This is a genomic window from Streptomyces sp. SAT1 (assembly GCF_001654495.1).
Taxonomy (GTDB): domain Bacteria; phylum Actinomycetota; class Actinomycetes; order Streptomycetales; family Streptomycetaceae; genus Streptomyces; species Streptomyces andamanensis.
In genome coordinates, this window is sequence record NZ_CP015849.1 from 1940012 (window position 1) to 1956205 (window position 16194).

The 16194-nt window shown below is 74.8% G+C and carries 18 protein-coding genes; 15 read left to right on the top strand and 3 right to left on the bottom strand.

Going from position 1 to position 16194, the window contains the following annotated elements:
- Nucleotides 1-24: 24 nt before the first annotated feature.
- A complete protein-coding gene (locus A8713_RS08435; RefSeq protein WP_064532709.1) occupies nucleotides 25-294 on the bottom strand; it encodes a hypothetical protein in 270 nt (89 codons plus the stop codon).
- 250 nt (nucleotides 295-544) lie between these two features.
- On the opposite strand from A8713_RS08435, the gene A8713_RS08440 reads away from it, so the two are divergent.
- The 4 genes from A8713_RS08440 to A8713_RS08455 all read left to right on the top strand — a co-directional run bounded on the left by A8713_RS08440 (nucleotide 545) and on the right by A8713_RS08455 (nucleotide 4164).
- Nucleotides 545-799 carry an SCO2583/SCO2584 N-terminal domain-containing protein gene (locus tag A8713_RS08440; protein WP_064532711.1) on the top strand — a complete coding sequence of 85 codons (255 nt, stop codon included), beginning with the start codon at nucleotides 545-547 and terminating at the stop codon, nucleotides 797-799.
- Between the two features lie 86 nt (nucleotides 800-885).
- A complete protein-coding gene (gene htpX, locus A8713_RS08445) occupies nucleotides 886-1809 on the top strand; it encodes a zinc metalloprotease HtpX (protein ID WP_064532714.1) in 924 nt (307 codons plus the stop codon).
- 2 nt (nucleotides 1810-1811) lie between these two features.
- Nucleotides 1812-2396, top strand: coding sequence for a PspA-associated protein PspAB (gene pspAB / locus A8713_RS08450; RefSeq protein WP_064532716.1), 585 nt, complete (start codon nucleotides 1812-1814; stop codon nucleotides 2394-2396).
- Nucleotides 2397-2415: 19 nt separating this feature from the next.
- A complete protein-coding gene (locus A8713_RS08455) occupies nucleotides 2416-4164 on the top strand; it encodes an alpha/beta fold hydrolase (RefSeq protein WP_064532717.1) in 1749 nt (582 codons plus the stop codon).
- Nucleotides 4165-4251: 87 nt separating this feature from the next.
- Here the strand turns inward: A8713_RS08455 and A8713_RS08460 are convergent, their stop codons facing one another.
- On the bottom strand, nucleotides 4252-4563 hold the full coding sequence (locus A8713_RS08460) for a hypothetical protein (protein ID WP_064537325.1): 312 nt from the start codon (nucleotides 4561-4563) through the stop codon (nucleotides 4252-4254).
- Nucleotides 4564-4767: 204 nt separating this feature from the next.
- On the bottom strand, nucleotides 4768-5703 hold the full coding sequence (locus tag A8713_RS08465; protein ID WP_237305325.1) for a polysaccharide deacetylase family protein: 936 nt from the start codon (nucleotides 5701-5703) through the stop codon (nucleotides 4768-4770).
- Between the two features lie 109 nt (nucleotides 5704-5812).
- On the opposite strand from A8713_RS08465, the gene A8713_RS08470 reads away from it, so the two are divergent.
- From A8713_RS08470 to A8713_RS08515, 11 genes are all read left to right on the top strand, one after another.
- On the top strand, nucleotides 5813-6175 hold the full coding sequence (locus A8713_RS08470) for an arsenate reductase family protein (protein WP_064532721.1): 363 nt from the start codon (nucleotides 5813-5815) through the stop codon (nucleotides 6173-6175).
- 212 nt (nucleotides 6176-6387) lie between these two features.
- On the top strand, nucleotides 6388-7416 hold the full coding sequence (gene glnII, locus A8713_RS08475) for a glutamine synthetase (protein WP_064532723.1): 1029 nt from the start codon (nucleotides 6388-6390) through the stop codon (nucleotides 7414-7416).
- A gap of 211 nt (nucleotides 7417-7627) precedes the next feature.
- Nucleotides 7628-7771 carry a hypothetical protein gene (locus A8713_RS33510; RefSeq protein ID WP_158679335.1) on the top strand — a complete coding sequence of 48 codons (144 nt, stop codon included), beginning with the start codon at nucleotides 7628-7630 and terminating at the stop codon, nucleotides 7769-7771.
- Between the two features lie 6 nt (nucleotides 7772-7777).
- The gene (locus tag A8713_RS08480; RefSeq protein WP_064532725.1) at nucleotides 7778-8431 is read left to right on the top strand and encodes a winged helix-turn-helix domain-containing protein; all 654 of its coding nucleotides are present in this window, start codon (nucleotides 7778-7780) and stop codon (nucleotides 8429-8431) included.
- Between the two features lie 87 nt (nucleotides 8432-8518).
- Nucleotides 8519-9529, top strand: a complete 1011-nt coding sequence (locus A8713_RS08485; protein ID WP_064532726.1) for an SDR family oxidoreductase — start codon at nucleotides 8519-8521, stop codon at nucleotides 9527-9529.
- A gap of 85 nt (nucleotides 9530-9614) precedes the next feature.
- Nucleotides 9615-10907 (top strand): sensor histidine kinase, encoded by a 1293-nt coding sequence (locus tag A8713_RS08490; RefSeq protein ID WP_064532728.1) that lies wholly within the window; start codon nucleotides 9615-9617, stop codon nucleotides 10905-10907.
- Nucleotides 10892-11545, top strand: a complete 654-nt coding sequence (locus A8713_RS08495; protein WP_037893464.1) for a response regulator transcription factor — start codon at nucleotides 10892-10894, stop codon at nucleotides 11543-11545. Before A8713_RS08490 ends, A8713_RS08495 begins: the two co-directional genes overlap by 16 nt.
- A gap of 60 nt (nucleotides 11546-11605) precedes the next feature.
- A complete protein-coding gene (locus tag A8713_RS08500) occupies nucleotides 11606-12106 on the top strand; it encodes a tetratricopeptide repeat protein (RefSeq protein WP_173860817.1) in 501 nt (166 codons plus the stop codon).
- 46 nt (nucleotides 12107-12152) lie between these two features.
- Nucleotides 12153-14072, top strand: coding sequence for a hypothetical protein (locus A8713_RS08505; protein WP_064537327.1), 1920 nt, complete (start codon nucleotides 12153-12155; stop codon nucleotides 14070-14072).
- Nucleotides 14073-14172: 100 nt separating this feature from the next.
- Nucleotides 14173-15060: a metal-dependent hydrolase gene (locus tag A8713_RS08510; protein WP_064532731.1), complete on the top strand. Its 888-nt coding sequence runs from the start codon at nucleotides 14173-14175 to the stop codon at nucleotides 15058-15060.
- The gene (locus A8713_RS08515) at nucleotides 15057-16124 is read left to right on the top strand and encodes a PDR/VanB family oxidoreductase (protein WP_064532733.1); all 1068 of its coding nucleotides are present in this window, start codon (nucleotides 15057-15059) and stop codon (nucleotides 16122-16124) included. Before A8713_RS08510 ends, A8713_RS08515 begins: the two co-directional genes overlap by 4 nt.
- Nucleotides 16125-16194: the final 70 nt, after the last annotated feature.

The following is a 16194-nucleotide window of genomic DNA, read 5'->3' on the forward strand; positions in this document are numbered from 1 at the left end:
GGGGGCCCGGACCCGGCGCCGGCGTCACAGCACGATCACGACGACCGAGCTCTGGTTGTAGCCGAAGCCGTACCCGTAGCCGTACCCGGGGCCGTAGAGGGCTCCGCGGTCGCCGCGGCGGCCGTAGCAGTTGCTGCTCCACCAGCCGCAGCTGCCGTGGTCCACGGTGGCCGAGGTGCCAGCCGGTGCCGGGGCCGCCGAGGCGGTGCCCGCCGTGCCGATCGCCGCGCCGCCCGCCAGCAGGACGCCGGCGGTGGACAGTGCGAAGAGTCGCCTCGCGCGTGGTGCTTTCATGGAAAACCTTCCCTTCCACCCGTTCGTGACCGCTGATGCGGCTCCTGGGGTGACGTGACGGAAGGCCGCGGCCGGCCGCAGCGCGCTCACTTGCAACGAGGCTAGCCGCCGCCGCACGACTCAGCATCTTGAGCCGAACGAGGGACATCCCCGTGCAACCTTCCGGCGCCCGGCGGGTCTCCTACTGACGGAGCCACCGACGGCAGAAGTACGGCAAGAACGGCAAGAACGGCAAGAAGGGGTGACGGGCATGGCCGGACACGACGACTTCGAGCGGGAATTCGATCACCGCTGGGCGAGCGCCGCCGAACACAAGGAGCCCTCCGCGCGGGCCCGTATGCTCGCCGCCCGCTGGAAGGACAACCCGCCCGGCCCGGTCCCCTTCCGCGGCGACCCGGACCCCACCGTCCCCCGCCGCTCCTCCTGGATATCCACCGCCGCCGTCCTCGGCTCCGTGGCCGCCCTGATCGTCCTCATCGGCTACGCCCAGACGCACGGGGTGTAGCGGGCCGCCCGCCGAGCCGCCCCGCAGGTGCACACTGGAGGCGGGAGGGGACTGATCCAAGGTGCCTTTCTGCGGGGTGATGGACGATGCAGAGCCGCTTCCGGAGCGACCGGCGGCTGACCGTGCGCATGGGGCTGACGCTGTTCCTGCTCGGGCTGCTGTACGTGGCGTTCGTGGCCGCGTTGATCGTGTTGCTGAAGTCGTGGGTGCTGGTCGTGGTGATCGCGGCGGGTGTGCTCATCGCCCAGTACTGGTTCTCCGACCGGATCGCGCTGTTCGCGATGCACGGGCGGGTGGTGGAGCCGGAGGAGTTCCCGCAGCTGCACGCGGTGGTCGACCGGCTGTGCGCCATGGCGGACATGCCGAAACCGACGGTCGCCGTGTCTGGCATGGACATGCCGAACGCGTTCGCGACCGGGCGCAACCCGGACAACGCCGTGGTGTGCGTGACCACCGGGCTGCTGCGGCGGCTGGAGCCCGCCGAGCTGGAAGGGGTCCTCGCGCACGAGCTGTCGCATGTGGCGCACAAGGACGTCGCGGTGATCACGGTCGCCTCCTTCCTCGGGGTGCTCGCGGGGCTGGTGGTCCGGTTCGCGTTCTACTCGGAGCTGCTGGGCGGGCGGGGCCGCAAGGACCAGAACACGCTGGCCGTGTTCGCCGTGGTGATGGGGGTGTCGGCGGCCGTGTACGCGATCAGCTTCCTGCTGATCCGGGCGCTGTCGCGGTACCGGGAGCTGGCGGCCGACCGGGCGGCGGCCCTGCTGACCGGGCGGCCCTCCGCGCTGGCCTCGGCGCTGACGAAGGTCACCGGTGACATCGCCCGGATCCCCTCGGAGGACCTGCGCACGGCCCAGGCATTCAACGCGTTCTACTTCACCCCGGCGCTGGGCTCCGACCCCGGCATCGCCCGGCTCTTCTCCACCCACCCGAGCCTGGAGCAGCGGCTGGCCCAGCTGGGGCGGATCTCCGCCGAGCTGGGCGAGGCCGCGGCGCCGGGGAAGGCGGGCTGAGGATGGGCCTCCTGGACATCCTGCTCGGCCGCAGCAGGCCCGCCCCGCCCGACCTGGACCAGCTCTTCGCGCTGCCGTCCGCCGCGGTGACGCTCCAGGCGGCGACCGGCTTCACACCGACCGGGCAGGGCGCGGTGTGCTTCGCCACGGTCGAGGGCGCCGCCTTCGAGCAGACCCACCGCGAGGTCCAGGCGCTCCTGGACGCGGACACCGACCGCACCGGGCCGCCGGTGGAGCTGTCCCGGGACTCCTACGGCTACTCCTGGCTGGTCTCCCACCGCGCCCCGGACCAGCTGCCCGACCTGGTCAACGACCTGCACGCCGTGAACAGCGCCCTGGAGGTCAACGGCTTCGGCCCCCAGTTGCTGTGCTCCCTGGCCGGCTTCACCGACGGCACCGGCCGACCGCTCGCGCTGGTGTACCTGTACAAGCGGGGCAGCTTCTATCCGTTCGCCCCGCTGCCCGGCCGGGAGCGGCGGCGCGACAACGCCCTGGAGATCCAGGTGAAGGCCGCCCTCGCCGGTGATCTGCGGATCGAGCAGGATCTGAGCCGCTGGTTCCCGGTATGGGGCGCGCCGGGGCTGTGAACCGTGCGTGAATGGCGGAATGCCTGATCCTCACCGTCCTTCCCGCGTCCCGGACCCGTGCGACCCGCCCGGCCCGTCCGGTCCCCTCGGCTCCGCCGTCGCCGCCGGCCCCCTCAGCACCGTCACCGCCTTCGTCCAGGAGTACGACGGCGAGGCGCTCAGCGGGGTCCACGCCCACGCCGGTGCCGTACCCGGGCGGCCCACGGCCGTGCTGCTGCACGGTGCCGGCACCGGTTGCGCGGCGCGGCTGCGGCCGCTGTTCGGCGAGTTCGCCGCGCACGGCTGCCCGGTGCTCGCCTTCGACTTCTCCGGGCACGGCTCCAGCAGCGGCGCGCTGAGCGAGCTGACCCTGCGGCGGCGCTTCGAGCAGGCGGTCGCGGTGATCGACGCGTGGGTGCCGCGGGGCGGGCCGCTGGTGCTGGTGGGCTTCAGCATGAGCGGGCAGACCGCGGCCGACCTGGCACGGCACTACGGGGACCGGGTGGCCGGGCTGGGCCTGTGCGCGCCCGCCGTCTACGCCGCCGAGGCGTGGGACGTGCCGTTCGGCACCGGGGACGGCGCCTTCAGCGAGATCATCCGCCGTCCCGGCTCCTGGCGCGCCTCCCCCGCCCTGGACGCGCTGCGCGCCTACGAGGGCCGGGCGGTGCTCGCCGTGCCCGGCACCGACGACGTCATCCCGGCCGAGGTCACCGAGGCCGTGCAGGACGCCCTGGCCGCCCGCGCCCGGTCGACCCGGCTCGACGTGCCCGGCGCCGGGCACCGGCTGGGCGAGTGGTTCCACGACCACGCCGGGGACCGGCGGGACTTCGTGAGCGCGGTGCTCGCCGGGCCGGACGGCCGCGGCTGGAGCGCGACCAAGGCTTGGGTGGCCCGGCAGCTCCCGCCGGGCCGTTCGGTGCGTACCGCCGGGCTGCTGCGGGGCGGGTCCACCTCGCAGATGCGGGCGCTCACCCTGGACGACGGCGGCGCCCTGGTGCTGCGTACGGTCGTCCGGCCGTTCTTCCGCCGGCACGCTCCCGCGCTGCTCGCCCGTGAGGCGGCGGTCCTGGCGCTGCTGGCCGGCGAGGCGGGCGTCCCGGCGCCGGAACCGGTCGCCGTGGACGCCGCCGCCGAGCACTGCGACCATCCGAGTCTGCTGATGTCGGCGCTGCCGGGCCGGGTGCGGGTGGACGAGCCGGACCCGGCCGAGCTGGGGCGGCGCCTGGAGCTGCTGGCGGCGCAGCTCGTCCGCGTCCACGCCGTCGTACCGCGGGCGCCGCACGAGCGGCCGCGGACCTACGAGGCGTGGACGCCGCCGGAGCGGGTGCGGGTCCGGCCGGGCGAGCTGTGGGAGCGGGCGGTGCGGGTGCTGCGCCGCGAGCCGCCGCCGTACGAGGGCTGCTTCCTGCACCGGGACTTCCATCCGGGGAACGTGCTGTTCACCGGGGCGGGCCCGGACCTGCGGATCAGCGGGGTCGTCGACTGGGTGGAGACGTCCTGGGGCCCCGCCGATCTCGACGTGGCGCACTGCGCGACCGCGCTGGCGCTGCTGCACGGCCCCGGACACGGGCTCGCCTTCGCGGACCGCTACGAGGCGCACGGCGGACGCCGTCTGGCCCGGGGCCGCGACCAGTTGTACTGGCGGCTGCTCGACGCGCTGCACTACGCGCCCGGCACGGACCGGCTCGCCGGGCCCTGGCGCGAGCTGGGCCGCACCGACCTCACGCCCGCGGTGCTGGGCGACCGGCTGGAGGCGTATGTCGCCGGGCTGCTGAAGCGGTACGGCTGAGCCGCCCGCCCGGCGCGCCCCGTGCCCCGCCGCGCACCGGGTGCCCAGCTCGCGCGCGGCACCCGGTGGCGGCCGGTCCGGGCCCGGTCAGCGGGCGTAGCGCATCAGGGCGCGGACCATGTGGCAGGTGGTGGCGGACGGCGGGTGGACGCCGATGAGTTCGGCGGTGGCGCCTATCGTCTCGTCGCGGGCCTGGCCCGGCTGGATCCCGGAGTCGAGCAGGGCGATGGCGAGCCGCATCGCCTTCAGACGGCGGTTGTGCGTGACGTACCACTCGCGCGGGCGGCCGGGCGGCAGCGGGCGCTTGTGCACGGGCGCGTAGGGCTGGTCGAGCAGGACGGGACGCTTGGCGGTGGACTGGGTCGGCTTCGGCTTCGGCTTCAGTGTGGCGGCGGACACCGGCATCCTCCTGTCGCGAGGGGGGCGCCGGCCGGGGACCGAGACCCCGGTGACGCCCTCGAACACTGACTCCATTCTACCGCCGGGCACTGACAACGGCAGGGTTGCGGGACCGTGTAAAGCCCCAGGTGGGCAAGGAAATTGTCGCCGCGTCACCCGCGGTTCGCCCGGGGCGCGCGGGACGGGAGAAAATCGAACAGAGGCTTACTGGGCGGGCGGCTGGATGTAGTCCTCCAGGCGGGCCACGGTGAAGCCCTGCTCCTGGATGCGCTCCAGCATGTTGGCGAACATCGTCGTCATGGTCGTGCCCTTGAGCTCGGAAGGGCCGCGGAAGTGGGCCAGGATGATGTCGCCGGGGCGCAGCTTCTTGTCCGCGGTCTGGTACTGCATGTTGCGGATCTGCATGGACTCCCGCCACCAGACGATCGCGCGGGGCCCGCACGCGCTCACCGCCGCCTTGGTGTCGGCGTTGTAGGCGCCGTAGGGCGGCCGGAACAGCAGCGGAGCGGTGCCGTACTGCTGGGTGAGGATCTTCTGGTCGCCGCAGATCTCCTGCTTCTGGCGGGACAGCGGGAGGGTGTTCATGACGGGGTGGTGCAGGGTGTGGTTCTGGATGTGGTTGCCCATCTCCTGCAACGGCTTGAAATACGCGTAGTCCGACTTGGCCGCGTCGTTCATCAGGAACATCGAGACCGGCACCTTCAGGTCCCGCATCATCCGGATGAACTTGGGGTCCTTCTCCTGCCCGTCGTCCAGCGTGATGAAGACGATCTTCTGCGAGGTCGGTATGTGGGTGAGGACCGGGACGGTGCCGTGCGCGGAGAGCTTGACGGGCTTGTCGGCCGGGGGCGCGGGGGCCGCGGGCAGGGGCTTGAGCCCCCACTTGTGCCAGGCGGCGGCTTCGGCCGCGGTGTCCCGGTGGGCGCCGGCCGTGGGCGAGGGACCGCGCGTGGCGCCCGTGGATGCGGTGGAGCCGCCCGGTTCGCCGCCTGCGTCCCCGCTGCCGCCCGTGCCGCAGCCGCCGGCCGTCAGCGCCAGGACGGCCGTGCCCGCCAGCGCCCCGTAGAACCTGCCTGCCCTGCTGTGCCGCTTCACCGCGCCGTTCTCCTTCTGCTGTGCGTACGAATGCCGTACGGGCATCCGTGAGGAAGACGAGTCGTACGCGCGTGCGGTGCCGTTTCCGGCCACCCGAACCGTACGGAGGCCCGTCGGCGGGTCCGCCGGAGACGGCGGCGGCTACCGTGGCCGCATGGAGATCTGGATCAATCCGGCCTGCTCGAAGTGCCGCGGCGCGATCGGCGTGCTGGACGCCGAGGGCGCCGAGTACACCGTGCGCCGCTACCTGGAGGACGTACCGACCGAGGACGAGATCCGGACGGTGCTGGCCCGGCTCGGGCTCGAACCGTGGGACATCACCCGCACCCAGGAGGCCGCCGCGAAGGAGCTGGGCCTGAAGGACTGGCCGCGCGAGGACGCCGCGCGCGGGCGCTGGATCGCCGCGCTGGCCGCGCACCCGAAGCTGATCCAGCGGCCGATCATCACCGCCGACGACGGCACGGCGGTGGTGGGGCGGACCGAGGAGGCGGTCCGGGACGCGCTCGGCCGGGGCTGACGGGCCGGGCGGCGGCCGGTTCGGAGGCGCGGACGCGCCGCCGCTCCCGCGGTAACACGGGGTTCACACTCGGGCAACGGCCGGGAAACCGGCTGTTGACAGGCTGCGGGTATCCACCGCGACGCACCGGTGCCGCCGCCCCGCCAGGGCGGCCCGGCGGCACCGCACCGCACCGCGCGTGCACCCGTGACACCCCGAAGGATGTGGCCCCCGTGAGCTTCAAGGCTGAGTACATCTGGATCGACGGCACCGCGCCGACGGCCAAGCTGCGTTCCAAGACGAAGATCCTCAGCGACGACGCCCAGGGGACCGAGCTGCCGCTGTGGGGCTTCGACGGGTCCTCCACCAACCAGGCCGAGGGCCACTCCTCCGACTGCGTGCTCAGGCCGGTCTTCTCCTGCCCCGACCCGATCCGCGGCGGCGCCGACCTGCTCGTCCTGTGCGAGGTCCTCGACACCGACCTCACCCCGCACGTGTCCAACACCCGCGCCGCGCTCGCCGGCACCGCCGAGCGGTTCGCCGCGCAGGAGCCGGTCTTCGGCATCGAGCAGGAGTACACCTTCTTCAAGGGCTCGCGCCCGCTCGGCTTCCCCGAGGGCGGCTTCCCGGCCGCGCAGGGCGGCTACTACTGCGGGGTCGGCTCCGACGAGATCTTCGGCCGCGACGTGGTCGAGGCCCACCTGGAGAACTGCCTCAAGGCGGGCCTGGACATCTCCGGGATCAACGCCGAGGTCATGCCGGGCCAGTGGGAGTTCCAGGTCGGCCCGCTCGCCCCGCTGGAGGTCGCCGACCAGCTCTGGGTGGCCCGCTGGCTGCTCTACCGCACCGCCGAGGACTTCGGCGTCTCCGCGACCCTGGACCCCAAGCCGGTCAAGGGCGACTGGAACGGCGCGGGCGCGCACACCAACTTCTCCACCCGGGCGATGCGCGAGGGCTACGAGGCGATCGTCACCGCGTGCGAGGCGCTCGGCGAGGGCTCCAAGCCGCTGGACCACGTGAAGAACTACGGCGCGGGCATCGACGCCCGGCTCACCGGTCTGCACGAGACCGCCCCCTGGGACACCTACCGCTACGGCGTCTCCGACCGCGGCGCCTCGGTGCGCATCCCCTGGCAGGTCGAGAAGGACGGCAAGGGCTACATCGAGGACCGCCGCCCGAACGCCAACGTCGACCCGTACGTCGTGACGCGGCTGCTCGTCGACACCTGCTGCGCGGCGCTGGAGAAGGCCGGCCAGGTCTGACCCGTACGGCAGACCCGGGGCGTCCACCGCACGGTGGGCGCCCCTCGTGCTGTCCGGGAAACCGTCCGAGCAGTGAGAGGAGGGTCCTGTCCGGGCGCGGCGTCTGCTTCAATGGAGCCATGGCCAGCTTCCAGAAGTGCAGCGCGACGGGTCGCCATGACCTCGAGCCCTTCTGGCCTTCCCGTCAGCACCACGACTTCGACCGGGTGTGTTGCCGCGCGACGATCGCGCGGGCCCTGTAGAGCCGTACACCCCGGTCTCCGGCCAGCGCACCACGACGTACGTCCCCGGCGCCCGCGACCACGAACTCGCCGCCGCCGTCCCGACCGACGAACTCGACGCGCGAAAGAGCTGACCTCTCATGGCGACCTCTCGTTCCCTGACCACCGCCGCCCTGCCCGCCGCCCTCCCCGCCTCTTCCGGATCCGCCGCCTCCCCCGCCTCCCCCGCGCCCGCCGCCCGGCACCGGCTGCGGGCCGTGGACCGGGACGAGGTCGTGGACGTGACGGAGTTCCTGCCGCCGGGCGCCACCTGGCTGCCGGCCCCGCAGCACACCCTGCCCGCCCTGCCGGGCCGCCCGCCGATGATCGGCTACCTGGTGCTGGTCCCGGCCGACCAGCAGCCGCCGTTCCCGCCGGTGGCCGTGCCCGACCGCCCGCAGGCGGCCCCGGTGACGGCCGGTGGGGGCACCGGTACCGCCGCCGCGGACTCCGCGGGCGGCGATCCGCTGGTCCGGGTGGACACCGCACGGCGGGTCGCCGCGGTCGGCGGACGCGAACTCGACCTCACCTACCTGGAGTTCGAGCTGCTCGCGCATCTCGTCGCGCATCCGCACCGGGTGCACACCCGCGACCAGCTCGTCACCACGGTGTGGGGCTACGGCCACGTGGGCGACGGCCGCACCGTGGACGTGCACGTGGCCCGGCTGCGCCGCAAGCTCGGCGCCGAACACCGCGCCGCCATCCAGACGGTGCGCCGGGTGGGCTACAAGTACGCGCCGCCGAGCGGCCGTTGACCGGCCGCTGACCGGCCGGGACGCGCCCGCTCTGCCGACAGCAGAGCCCTGTTCCCTCCCCCGGCCGGACCGGGCACAGTCACCGGTATGAGACTTCTGGTGCTGGGTGGTTCGGATTTCGCGGGGCGGGCCGTCGTCGAGGCGGCGGCAGGGCGCGGCTGGGACGTGACGGTCCTGAACCGGGGGCGGCGGCCGGCCGCCGCCCCCGGGGTGCGGTCGCTCGTCGGCGACCGCACCGCGCCCGACGGTCTTGCCGCCCTCGCCGCGGACGACGGGGAGTGGGACGCGGTCGTCGACACCTGGTCGGCCGGGCCCCGCCCGGTCCGCGACGCGGCGCGGCTGCTGCGGGGCCGCGCCGGGCGGTACGTGTACGTCTCGACGTGCTCGGTGTACGCCTGGGCGCCGCCCGCCGGGTACACCGAGGCGGCGCCGCTGGTGGAGGGCGCCGACCCGGACGCGGACGGCACCGACTACGCCCGCGACAAGCTGGGCGCCGAACTGGCGGTGACCGGCGCGTTCGGCGCCGGTGACTCCGTGCTGGTGCGCTCGGGGCTGATCCTCGGCCCGTACGAGAACATCGGCAGGCTGCCCTGGTGGCTCGGCCGGATCGCGCGCGGCGGGCCCGTCCTGGCGCCGGGACCGCGGGACCTGCCGTTGCAGTACGTCGACGTGCGCGACCTGGCCGCGTGGATCCTCGGCTCGGTGGAGCGGGAGCTGAGCGGGCCGTACAACCTGATGAGCCCGCAGGGGCACGCCACCATGGGCGAGCTGCTGGACGCCTGCGCCGCGGTGACCGGCTCGGGTGCCGAGCTGCGCTGGACCGATCCGGAGACGGTCCTCGGCGCGGGCATCGAGCCGTGGACCCAGCTGCCGGTGTGGACGCCCCCGGGCAGCGCGGAGCACGACGCCCTGCACGCCGCCGACGTCTCCCGGGCGGTCGCGGCCGGACTGCGCTGCCGCCCGGTCGCCGAGACGGTCGCCGACACCTGGCGGTGGCTGTGCGACACCGGCGGCGTCGCCCCCCAGCGCCCGGACCGGCCCCCGGTGGGCCTGGACCCCGAGGTGGAGGCGAAGGTGCTGGGCCTCGGGCGGCCCTGACACCGCGAGGGTGGTGCCGGCGACACCCCTCGTCCGGGGGCCCGGCCCCGTGACGGCCGCCGTCGCGCCGGGCGAGACTTGCCGCATGGACACGAAGAGCGGGCAGGGTACGGGGGACGGCCGGGGCGCGGCCGGGCGGGCACGGACGGTGGGGACGGCCGGGGCGCGGGGGCTGCTGCTCGCCGTGGTCTCGCTGACCGGATCGATCACGCTGTTCGTGCTCGCCGTGCTGTCGATCGCCTTCGTGCCGCTCGGCATCGGCTTCCTCACCACCCCGCTGGTGCTCGGCGGCGTCCGGGCGTTCACCGACTGGCGGCGGCTGGTGGCCGCCGAGTGGTGCGGGGTGCGGATCCCGGCGGTGTACCGGCCGCTGCCCGAGGGCGCCGGGCCCTTTCGGCGCACCCTCGTCCTGCTGGGCGACCCGGCGACCTGGCGCGGCCTCGGCTGGCTGCTGACCGACATGACGGCCGGGTTCGCCACCGCGCTGCTGCCCGCCGCGCTGCTGCTCTACCCGCTGGAGGGCATCGCGCTGGGCGCCGGGCTGTGGCGGGCGTTCACGGACGGCACGCACACCGGGTACTGGTACGCGTTCGTGCCCGTCTCCGGCCAGGCGACCGCGCTCGGCGCCGCCGCCCTCGGCGCGGCCCTGCTGGCGGTCGCCTGGCGCCTCACCCCGCTGCTGCTCAGGGGCCACTTCCTGCTCACCCGCTCCGTGCTCGGCGGCGGCAGCGGCGAACTGGCCGAGCGGGTGCGGGTGCTGACCGAGACCCGGCGCGACGCGGTCGACACCTCCGCCGCCGAACTGCGGCGCATCGAACGCGATCTGCACGACGGCGCGCAGGCCCGGCTGATCGCGATGGGCATGGACCTGGGCACCGTGGAGGCGCTCATCGACCGCAGCCCGGAGCAGGCCAAGGAGCTGCTGGCGCGGGCCCGGAAGAACTCCGCCGACGCCCTGGTCGAACTGCGCGACCTGGTGCGCGGCATCCACCCGCCGGTGCTGGCCGAACGCGGACTCGGCGACGCGGTACGGGCGTTGGCGCTGCGGATGCCGGTGGAGACCGAGGTGACCGTGGACCTGCCGGGCCGGGCCGAGGCGCCGGTGGAGTCGGCCGCGTACTTCGCGGTCAGCGAGGTGCTCACCAACGCCGTCAAGCACGCCGACGCCCACCGGGTCTGGATCGACCTGCACCACCGCGACGGTATGCTGCGCATCGCGATCACCGACAACGGCCGGGGCGGCGCGGTGATCGGGGCCGGATCGGGCCTGGCCGGGATCGAGCGGCGGCTGGGTACGTTCGACGGCGTCCTGGCCGTCAGCAGCCCCGTGGGCGGCCCCACCATGGTCACCATGGAGATTCCGTGCGTGTTGTCCTAGCCGAAGACCTCTTCCTGCTGCGGGACGGGCTGGTGCGGCTCCTCGAAGCCCATGACTTCGAGATCGCGGCGGCGGTCGGGTCCGGCCCCGAGCTGGCCCGTGCGCTGGCCGAGCTGGAGCCGGACGTCGCCGTCGTCGACGTACGCCTGCCGCCCACGCAGACCGACGAGGGGCTCCAGTGCGCGCTGCGGGCCCGGCAGGAGCGGCCCGGTCTGCCGGTGCTGGTCCTCTCCCAGCACGTGGAGCAGCTGTACGCGCGCGAGCTGCTGGCCGACGGCAACGGCGCGGTGGGCTATCTGCTCAAGGACCGGGTGTTCGACGCGGCGCAGTTCATCGACGCGGTGCACCGGGTCGCCGCGGGCGGCACGGCGATGGACCCGCAGGTCATCCAGCAGTTGCTGGCGAGGCGTTCGGGTCCGGACCGGCGGCTGTCCCGGCTGACGCCGCGTGAACTGGAGGTGCTGGAGCTGATGGCGCAGGGCCGGTCGAACACCGCCATCGCGCACCAGCTCGTGGTCACCGAGCGGGCCATCGCCAAGCACACCTCCAACATCTTCGCGAAGCTCGGCCTGGAGGTCTCGGACGACGACAACCGGCGGGTGCTGGCCGTCCTCGCCCATCTGGACCGCGACCGCTGAGCCCGCCCGGCGCGACGAGCGGCCCCCGCCGCAGGCAAACGGGTGTGCGAGAGTGGCCCGATGGACCAGGACTGGGAAGAGCGCGTGACCGCCGCATGGGCCCGCTTCGGGGATCTTCCCGAGAGCGCGGCGCCCGCGTTCCGGGCGGAGGTCGACGCGCTCGTCGCGGAGTTGCCCGAGGACAGCCCGCTCGGACCGTTCGAGCGGGCCTGCGCGTGGGACTCCACCGGGCACTCGGACCGGGCGGTGCCGCTGTACCGGGAGGCGCTGGCGCGCGGGCTCGACGGCTACCGGGGCCGCCGCGCGAAGATCCAGCTCTCCAGTTCGCTGCGGAACACCGGGCACCCGGAGGAGGGCGTCGAGCTGCTCACCCCCGAACTGGACGCTCCCTCTGACGAGTTGGACGACGCGGTACGCGCCTGCCTGGCGCTGTGCCTGTCGTCCCTCGGCCGGGACCGCGAGGGCCTGTCCCTGGTGCTGGGCGCCCTCGCCCCGCATCTGCCGCGCTATCAGCGCTCGATGGCCAACTACGCCCGCCTGCTGGTGGCTTCGGAGGACTGAGGCACGTGGGCGGTGACCAACCGCTCCTTTGCTCGTTCTGCTGGACGTGCAGTCACAGGACGTCGCCCCGCGCCACCCCCGTTCCGCCTCCCGTCCCGCCGCCGGTGTCGAGCAGGCCGAGGCCGCGCTCGTCGAGCACTATCCGCGGCTGGTCCGGATCGCCTATCTGGTGCTGCCGCCGGGGCTCGGCCGCAGCAGGCGCGTCCTGACCGCGCACTCGCTCGCCCAGCGGGCGCTGCCCCGGGGCCGGTCGGCGGCGTCCGCGATCCCGGCACAGTCGCACGGCGACGACGGCGACCCGGGCTACGCCTATCTGCGCCGCCAGGTGCTCCGTACGGCGCTGGAGGCGGGCCGGGCGGCCAAGCGCGGGCCGTGGCCGCGGCGCGCCGCGCTGCCGCCGCTGCTCCCGCAGGTGTGGGGGCTGCGGCTCTTCCCGCGCTCGGGCGGGGCCGACGAACTCGCCCTGGACCAGCGGCTGGCGTCCCTGCCCGCCCCGGCCCGCGCCGCCTATGTGCTGCGCGGCCTGGAACGGCTCCCGGACGCGGTCGTGCGCCAGGTGCTGGCGTCCGCGGGCGTGGCCGACCCGGGCGCCGCGCTGCGCCAGGCCGACCGGCTGCCCGCGCGGCACGCGCTGCTGGAGTCCCCCGAGTTCGACCCGTGCTCGCTCCAGGCGCGGCCCACCGATCTGCTGCGGCGCAGGCAGCACACCCGGGCGGCGCTGGCCGCAGCGGCGGCGCTCGCGGTGTGCGGCGCGCTGGTGGCGCTGCCCGGCGGCGGCTGGGGCCCGGACGGCGCCGCCGCGCCCGCCTACGCGCAGAACCCGGCCGCCGAGGCGGCCCTCGACCCGGGCCGGCTCACCCGGGCCGCCCCGGCCGCCTGGCGGACCTCGGCGCGGCTGGACTTCTCGGTGTGGCCGGCCCGCGGCGACCTGACCGGGGACGCGTCCCTGCTGCGCCGGGCGCTGGCCGTGTGGGCGCGGCCCGGCGGCGCGGTCCGGGTCTCGGCGACGCCCGGCACCGCCTCGGGCGGCCCCGCCGGACCGCCGCAACTGCTCTACGCCGGGACCGTCGACGCCGCGCGCGTGGTGATCCTCTACGACGGGCTGCGCATCGTCCGCTACGCCGAACCGCAGGACTCCGCGGCCGGGGCGGCCCTCGACTTCGCCCGGGTGGACGGCGCGAGCGGCCCGGAGGCGTCGGCGGTGGTGCTGGACCGCTCCGACGGCAATGTGCGCTATCTGACGGCGCCCTGGGTCCGTACGGCGGCCCAGCGCGATCTGCTGAAGCCGACGTCCACCGCGCTGGACCTGGGTCTCTCGGACGGGGTGACCGGGCCGCTGGCCGGCACCGCGCGGCAGACCGGGGCGTGCACCTCCTGGCGGGTGCTGCGGCTGACCGGCGACGACGGCAGCCAGTTGCTGAGCGATCTGGGCGAGCTGGTGCCCGCCCGGCTCACCACGGGGCGCCCGGCGGCCCCGCACGGCGCGGCGAGCGCGGCGGGGCTGCGCGCCTGGGCGCCGTTCGCCTGCTCGCTGGGCGCGGTGCGCGGGCAGGGCGTGCGGTCGGTCAACGCCTGGCGGTTCGCCGAGCAGCCGCTGCCCGGGGCGGGCGGCACGGCCACGTGGGTGTGCACCCGGACGGAGACCTGGCGCGGCGCCGGTCCGCGGGTGCTGGCCCAGGTCCGGGTGCCCGGCGGGACGTACGGGGCGGTCGCGGCCAGGGCCGAGGACGTACCGGCGTGCGGCGCCCGCGATCCGCACGTGCTGGCCGGGGTGCTGTGGAAGTCGAAGGCGGGCACCTGGTACCTGCTCGCGGCCGGTGACGCGGACACGGCCTCGGTCACCGCGACCGGCGGAATCTCGGCGACTGCGACCGGTCCGCTGCTCGCGGCGCGGGCGAAGCAGGGCGCGCAGGCGCAGCTGAAGGGCACCCTGGAGGGCGGCGGCACGCTGGAGGCGCTGCACTAGGGCCTGTCGGGCCCGGCCGCCGCCCCGCTTACTGACATCAACGTCAACAAGGTGGCGCCAAGGGGTTCCCGGACGCCCTACCCGTCAGTACATTGACGCCATGTCTCACACGCAGGACCGGGTGCCGCTCAAGGCACGGAAGGTGTCCTTCTCCTGGGAGGGCACGCCGCTGCACTGGGTGCCCGGGGACCCGTTCACCTCGCACACCATCAATGTGCTGCATCTGCTGCTGCCCGCCGGGGAGCGCTGGTTCGTGCACGTGTACAAGCAGGTGCTGCCCTACATCCGCGACGAGCGGCTGCGCGAGGACGTCCTCGGGTTCATCGGGCAGGAGGCGATGCACTCGCAGGCGCACGACGAGGTGCTGCCGCACCTGAGGGAGCTGGGGCTCGACCCGACCCCGTACACCGCGCAGGTGGACTGGCTGTTCGAGAAGCTGCTCGGGGACCGGACGCTGCCGCCCGGCGCGGCCCGGCGCTGGTGGCTGATGGAGCGGGTGGCGCTGATCGCGGCGATCGAGCACTACACCGCCTTCCTCGGGGACTGGGTCCTCAACGCGGGCGAACTCGACCGGCGCGGCGCCGATCCCACCATGCTGGACCTGCTGCGCTGGCACGGCGCCGAGGAGGTCGAGCACCGCTCGGTCGCCTTCGACCTGTTCCAGCACGTGGACGGCAACTACCGGCGCCGGGCCCGCACCTGGGCGACGGCCTTCACTGCGCTGGTCTTCCTGTGGCAGCGCGGGGCCCGGTTCTTCATGGAGAACGACCCGACACTGCTCGACGGCAGGGCCCGGCTGCGCGACTTCCACCGCGCCGGCCGCCGGGGCACCCTGCCCGCCACCGGCGCCATGCTGCGCTCCATACCCACCTACCTCGCCCGCGGCTACCACCCCTCCCAGGAGGGCTCGACCGAGCAGGCCGTCGCCTACCTCGCCACCTCCCCGGCGGCGCTCGCGGCCGAACAGGCCCAGAAGGAGACCGTGTGAGCCCGAAGCCGCCGAGGCTGCGGACGGTCCTGGCGGTCGCGGGCGCCGCCGTGCTGGCGCGCCGCGCCCTGCGCCGCCGTATCCAGGCGTCCCCGCTGTGGCCGCTGCCCGCCCTGGACGAGCCGGTCTCGGGCCGGCCGCGTTCGCGGGCCCTGCGGCTGCGTGTCACCGCGCGCGAGACGGTCGCCGAGGGCGTCGTACGGCTGCGCCTGGAGGGGCACGGCCTGCCCCGCTGGGAGCCCGGCGCCCACCTCGACCTGGTGCTGCCCTCCGGACTCGTACGGCAGTACTCGCTGTGCGGCGACCCGGCGGACGACTCGTCGTACACCGTGGCCACCCGGCTGATCGAGGACGGCCGGGGCGGCTCGCGCGAGGTGCACGAACAGCTCGCCGAGGGCGCCGAGGTGGAGGTGCGTGGCCCGCGCAACCGCTTCCCGCTCACCGAGGCGGACTCCTACGTCTTCGTCGCGGGCGGCATCGGCATCACCCCTCTGCTGCCCATGCTGCGGGCGCTCGGCGGGCACGCCCCCTGGCGGCTGCTGTACTGCGGGCGCAGCCGGGCCTCGATGCCGTTCCTGGCGGAGCTGGCCGCACTGGATCCGGACGGCACCCGGGTGACCGTGGCCGCCGGGGACGAGCACGGCCGCCCCGATCTGGACGCGCTGCTCACCGGCCTCGCCGCGGGCACCGCCGTCTACTGCTGCGGGCCTGAGGGCCTGATGGCGGCGGTGGCCGAGCGGCTGCCCGAGGGCACCGCACTGCACCTGGAGCGGTTCGCGCCACGCGCCGCGACGGGCGGGGACCACGCCTTCGAGGTGGAACTGCGGCGCAGCGGACGCACGGTGACCGTCCCCGCGGACACCTCCGTGCTGGCCGCCGTGCGCGCCGCGCTGCCGGACACCGCGTACTCCTGCGAGCAGGGCTTCTGCGGGACCTGCGAGCAGCGGGTGCTGGAGGGCGAGGTCGACCACCGGGACGAACTGCTCACCGACGCCGAGCGGGGCGGCTCCCTGCTGATCTGCGTCTCCCGGGCGCGCGGCGAGCGCCTGGTGCTCGACATGTGAGGCACGGCCCGCTCCGGTGCGGACGGCGGACCGCGGGACGGACCGGACGAACACCGTGGCCGGTCCGGAC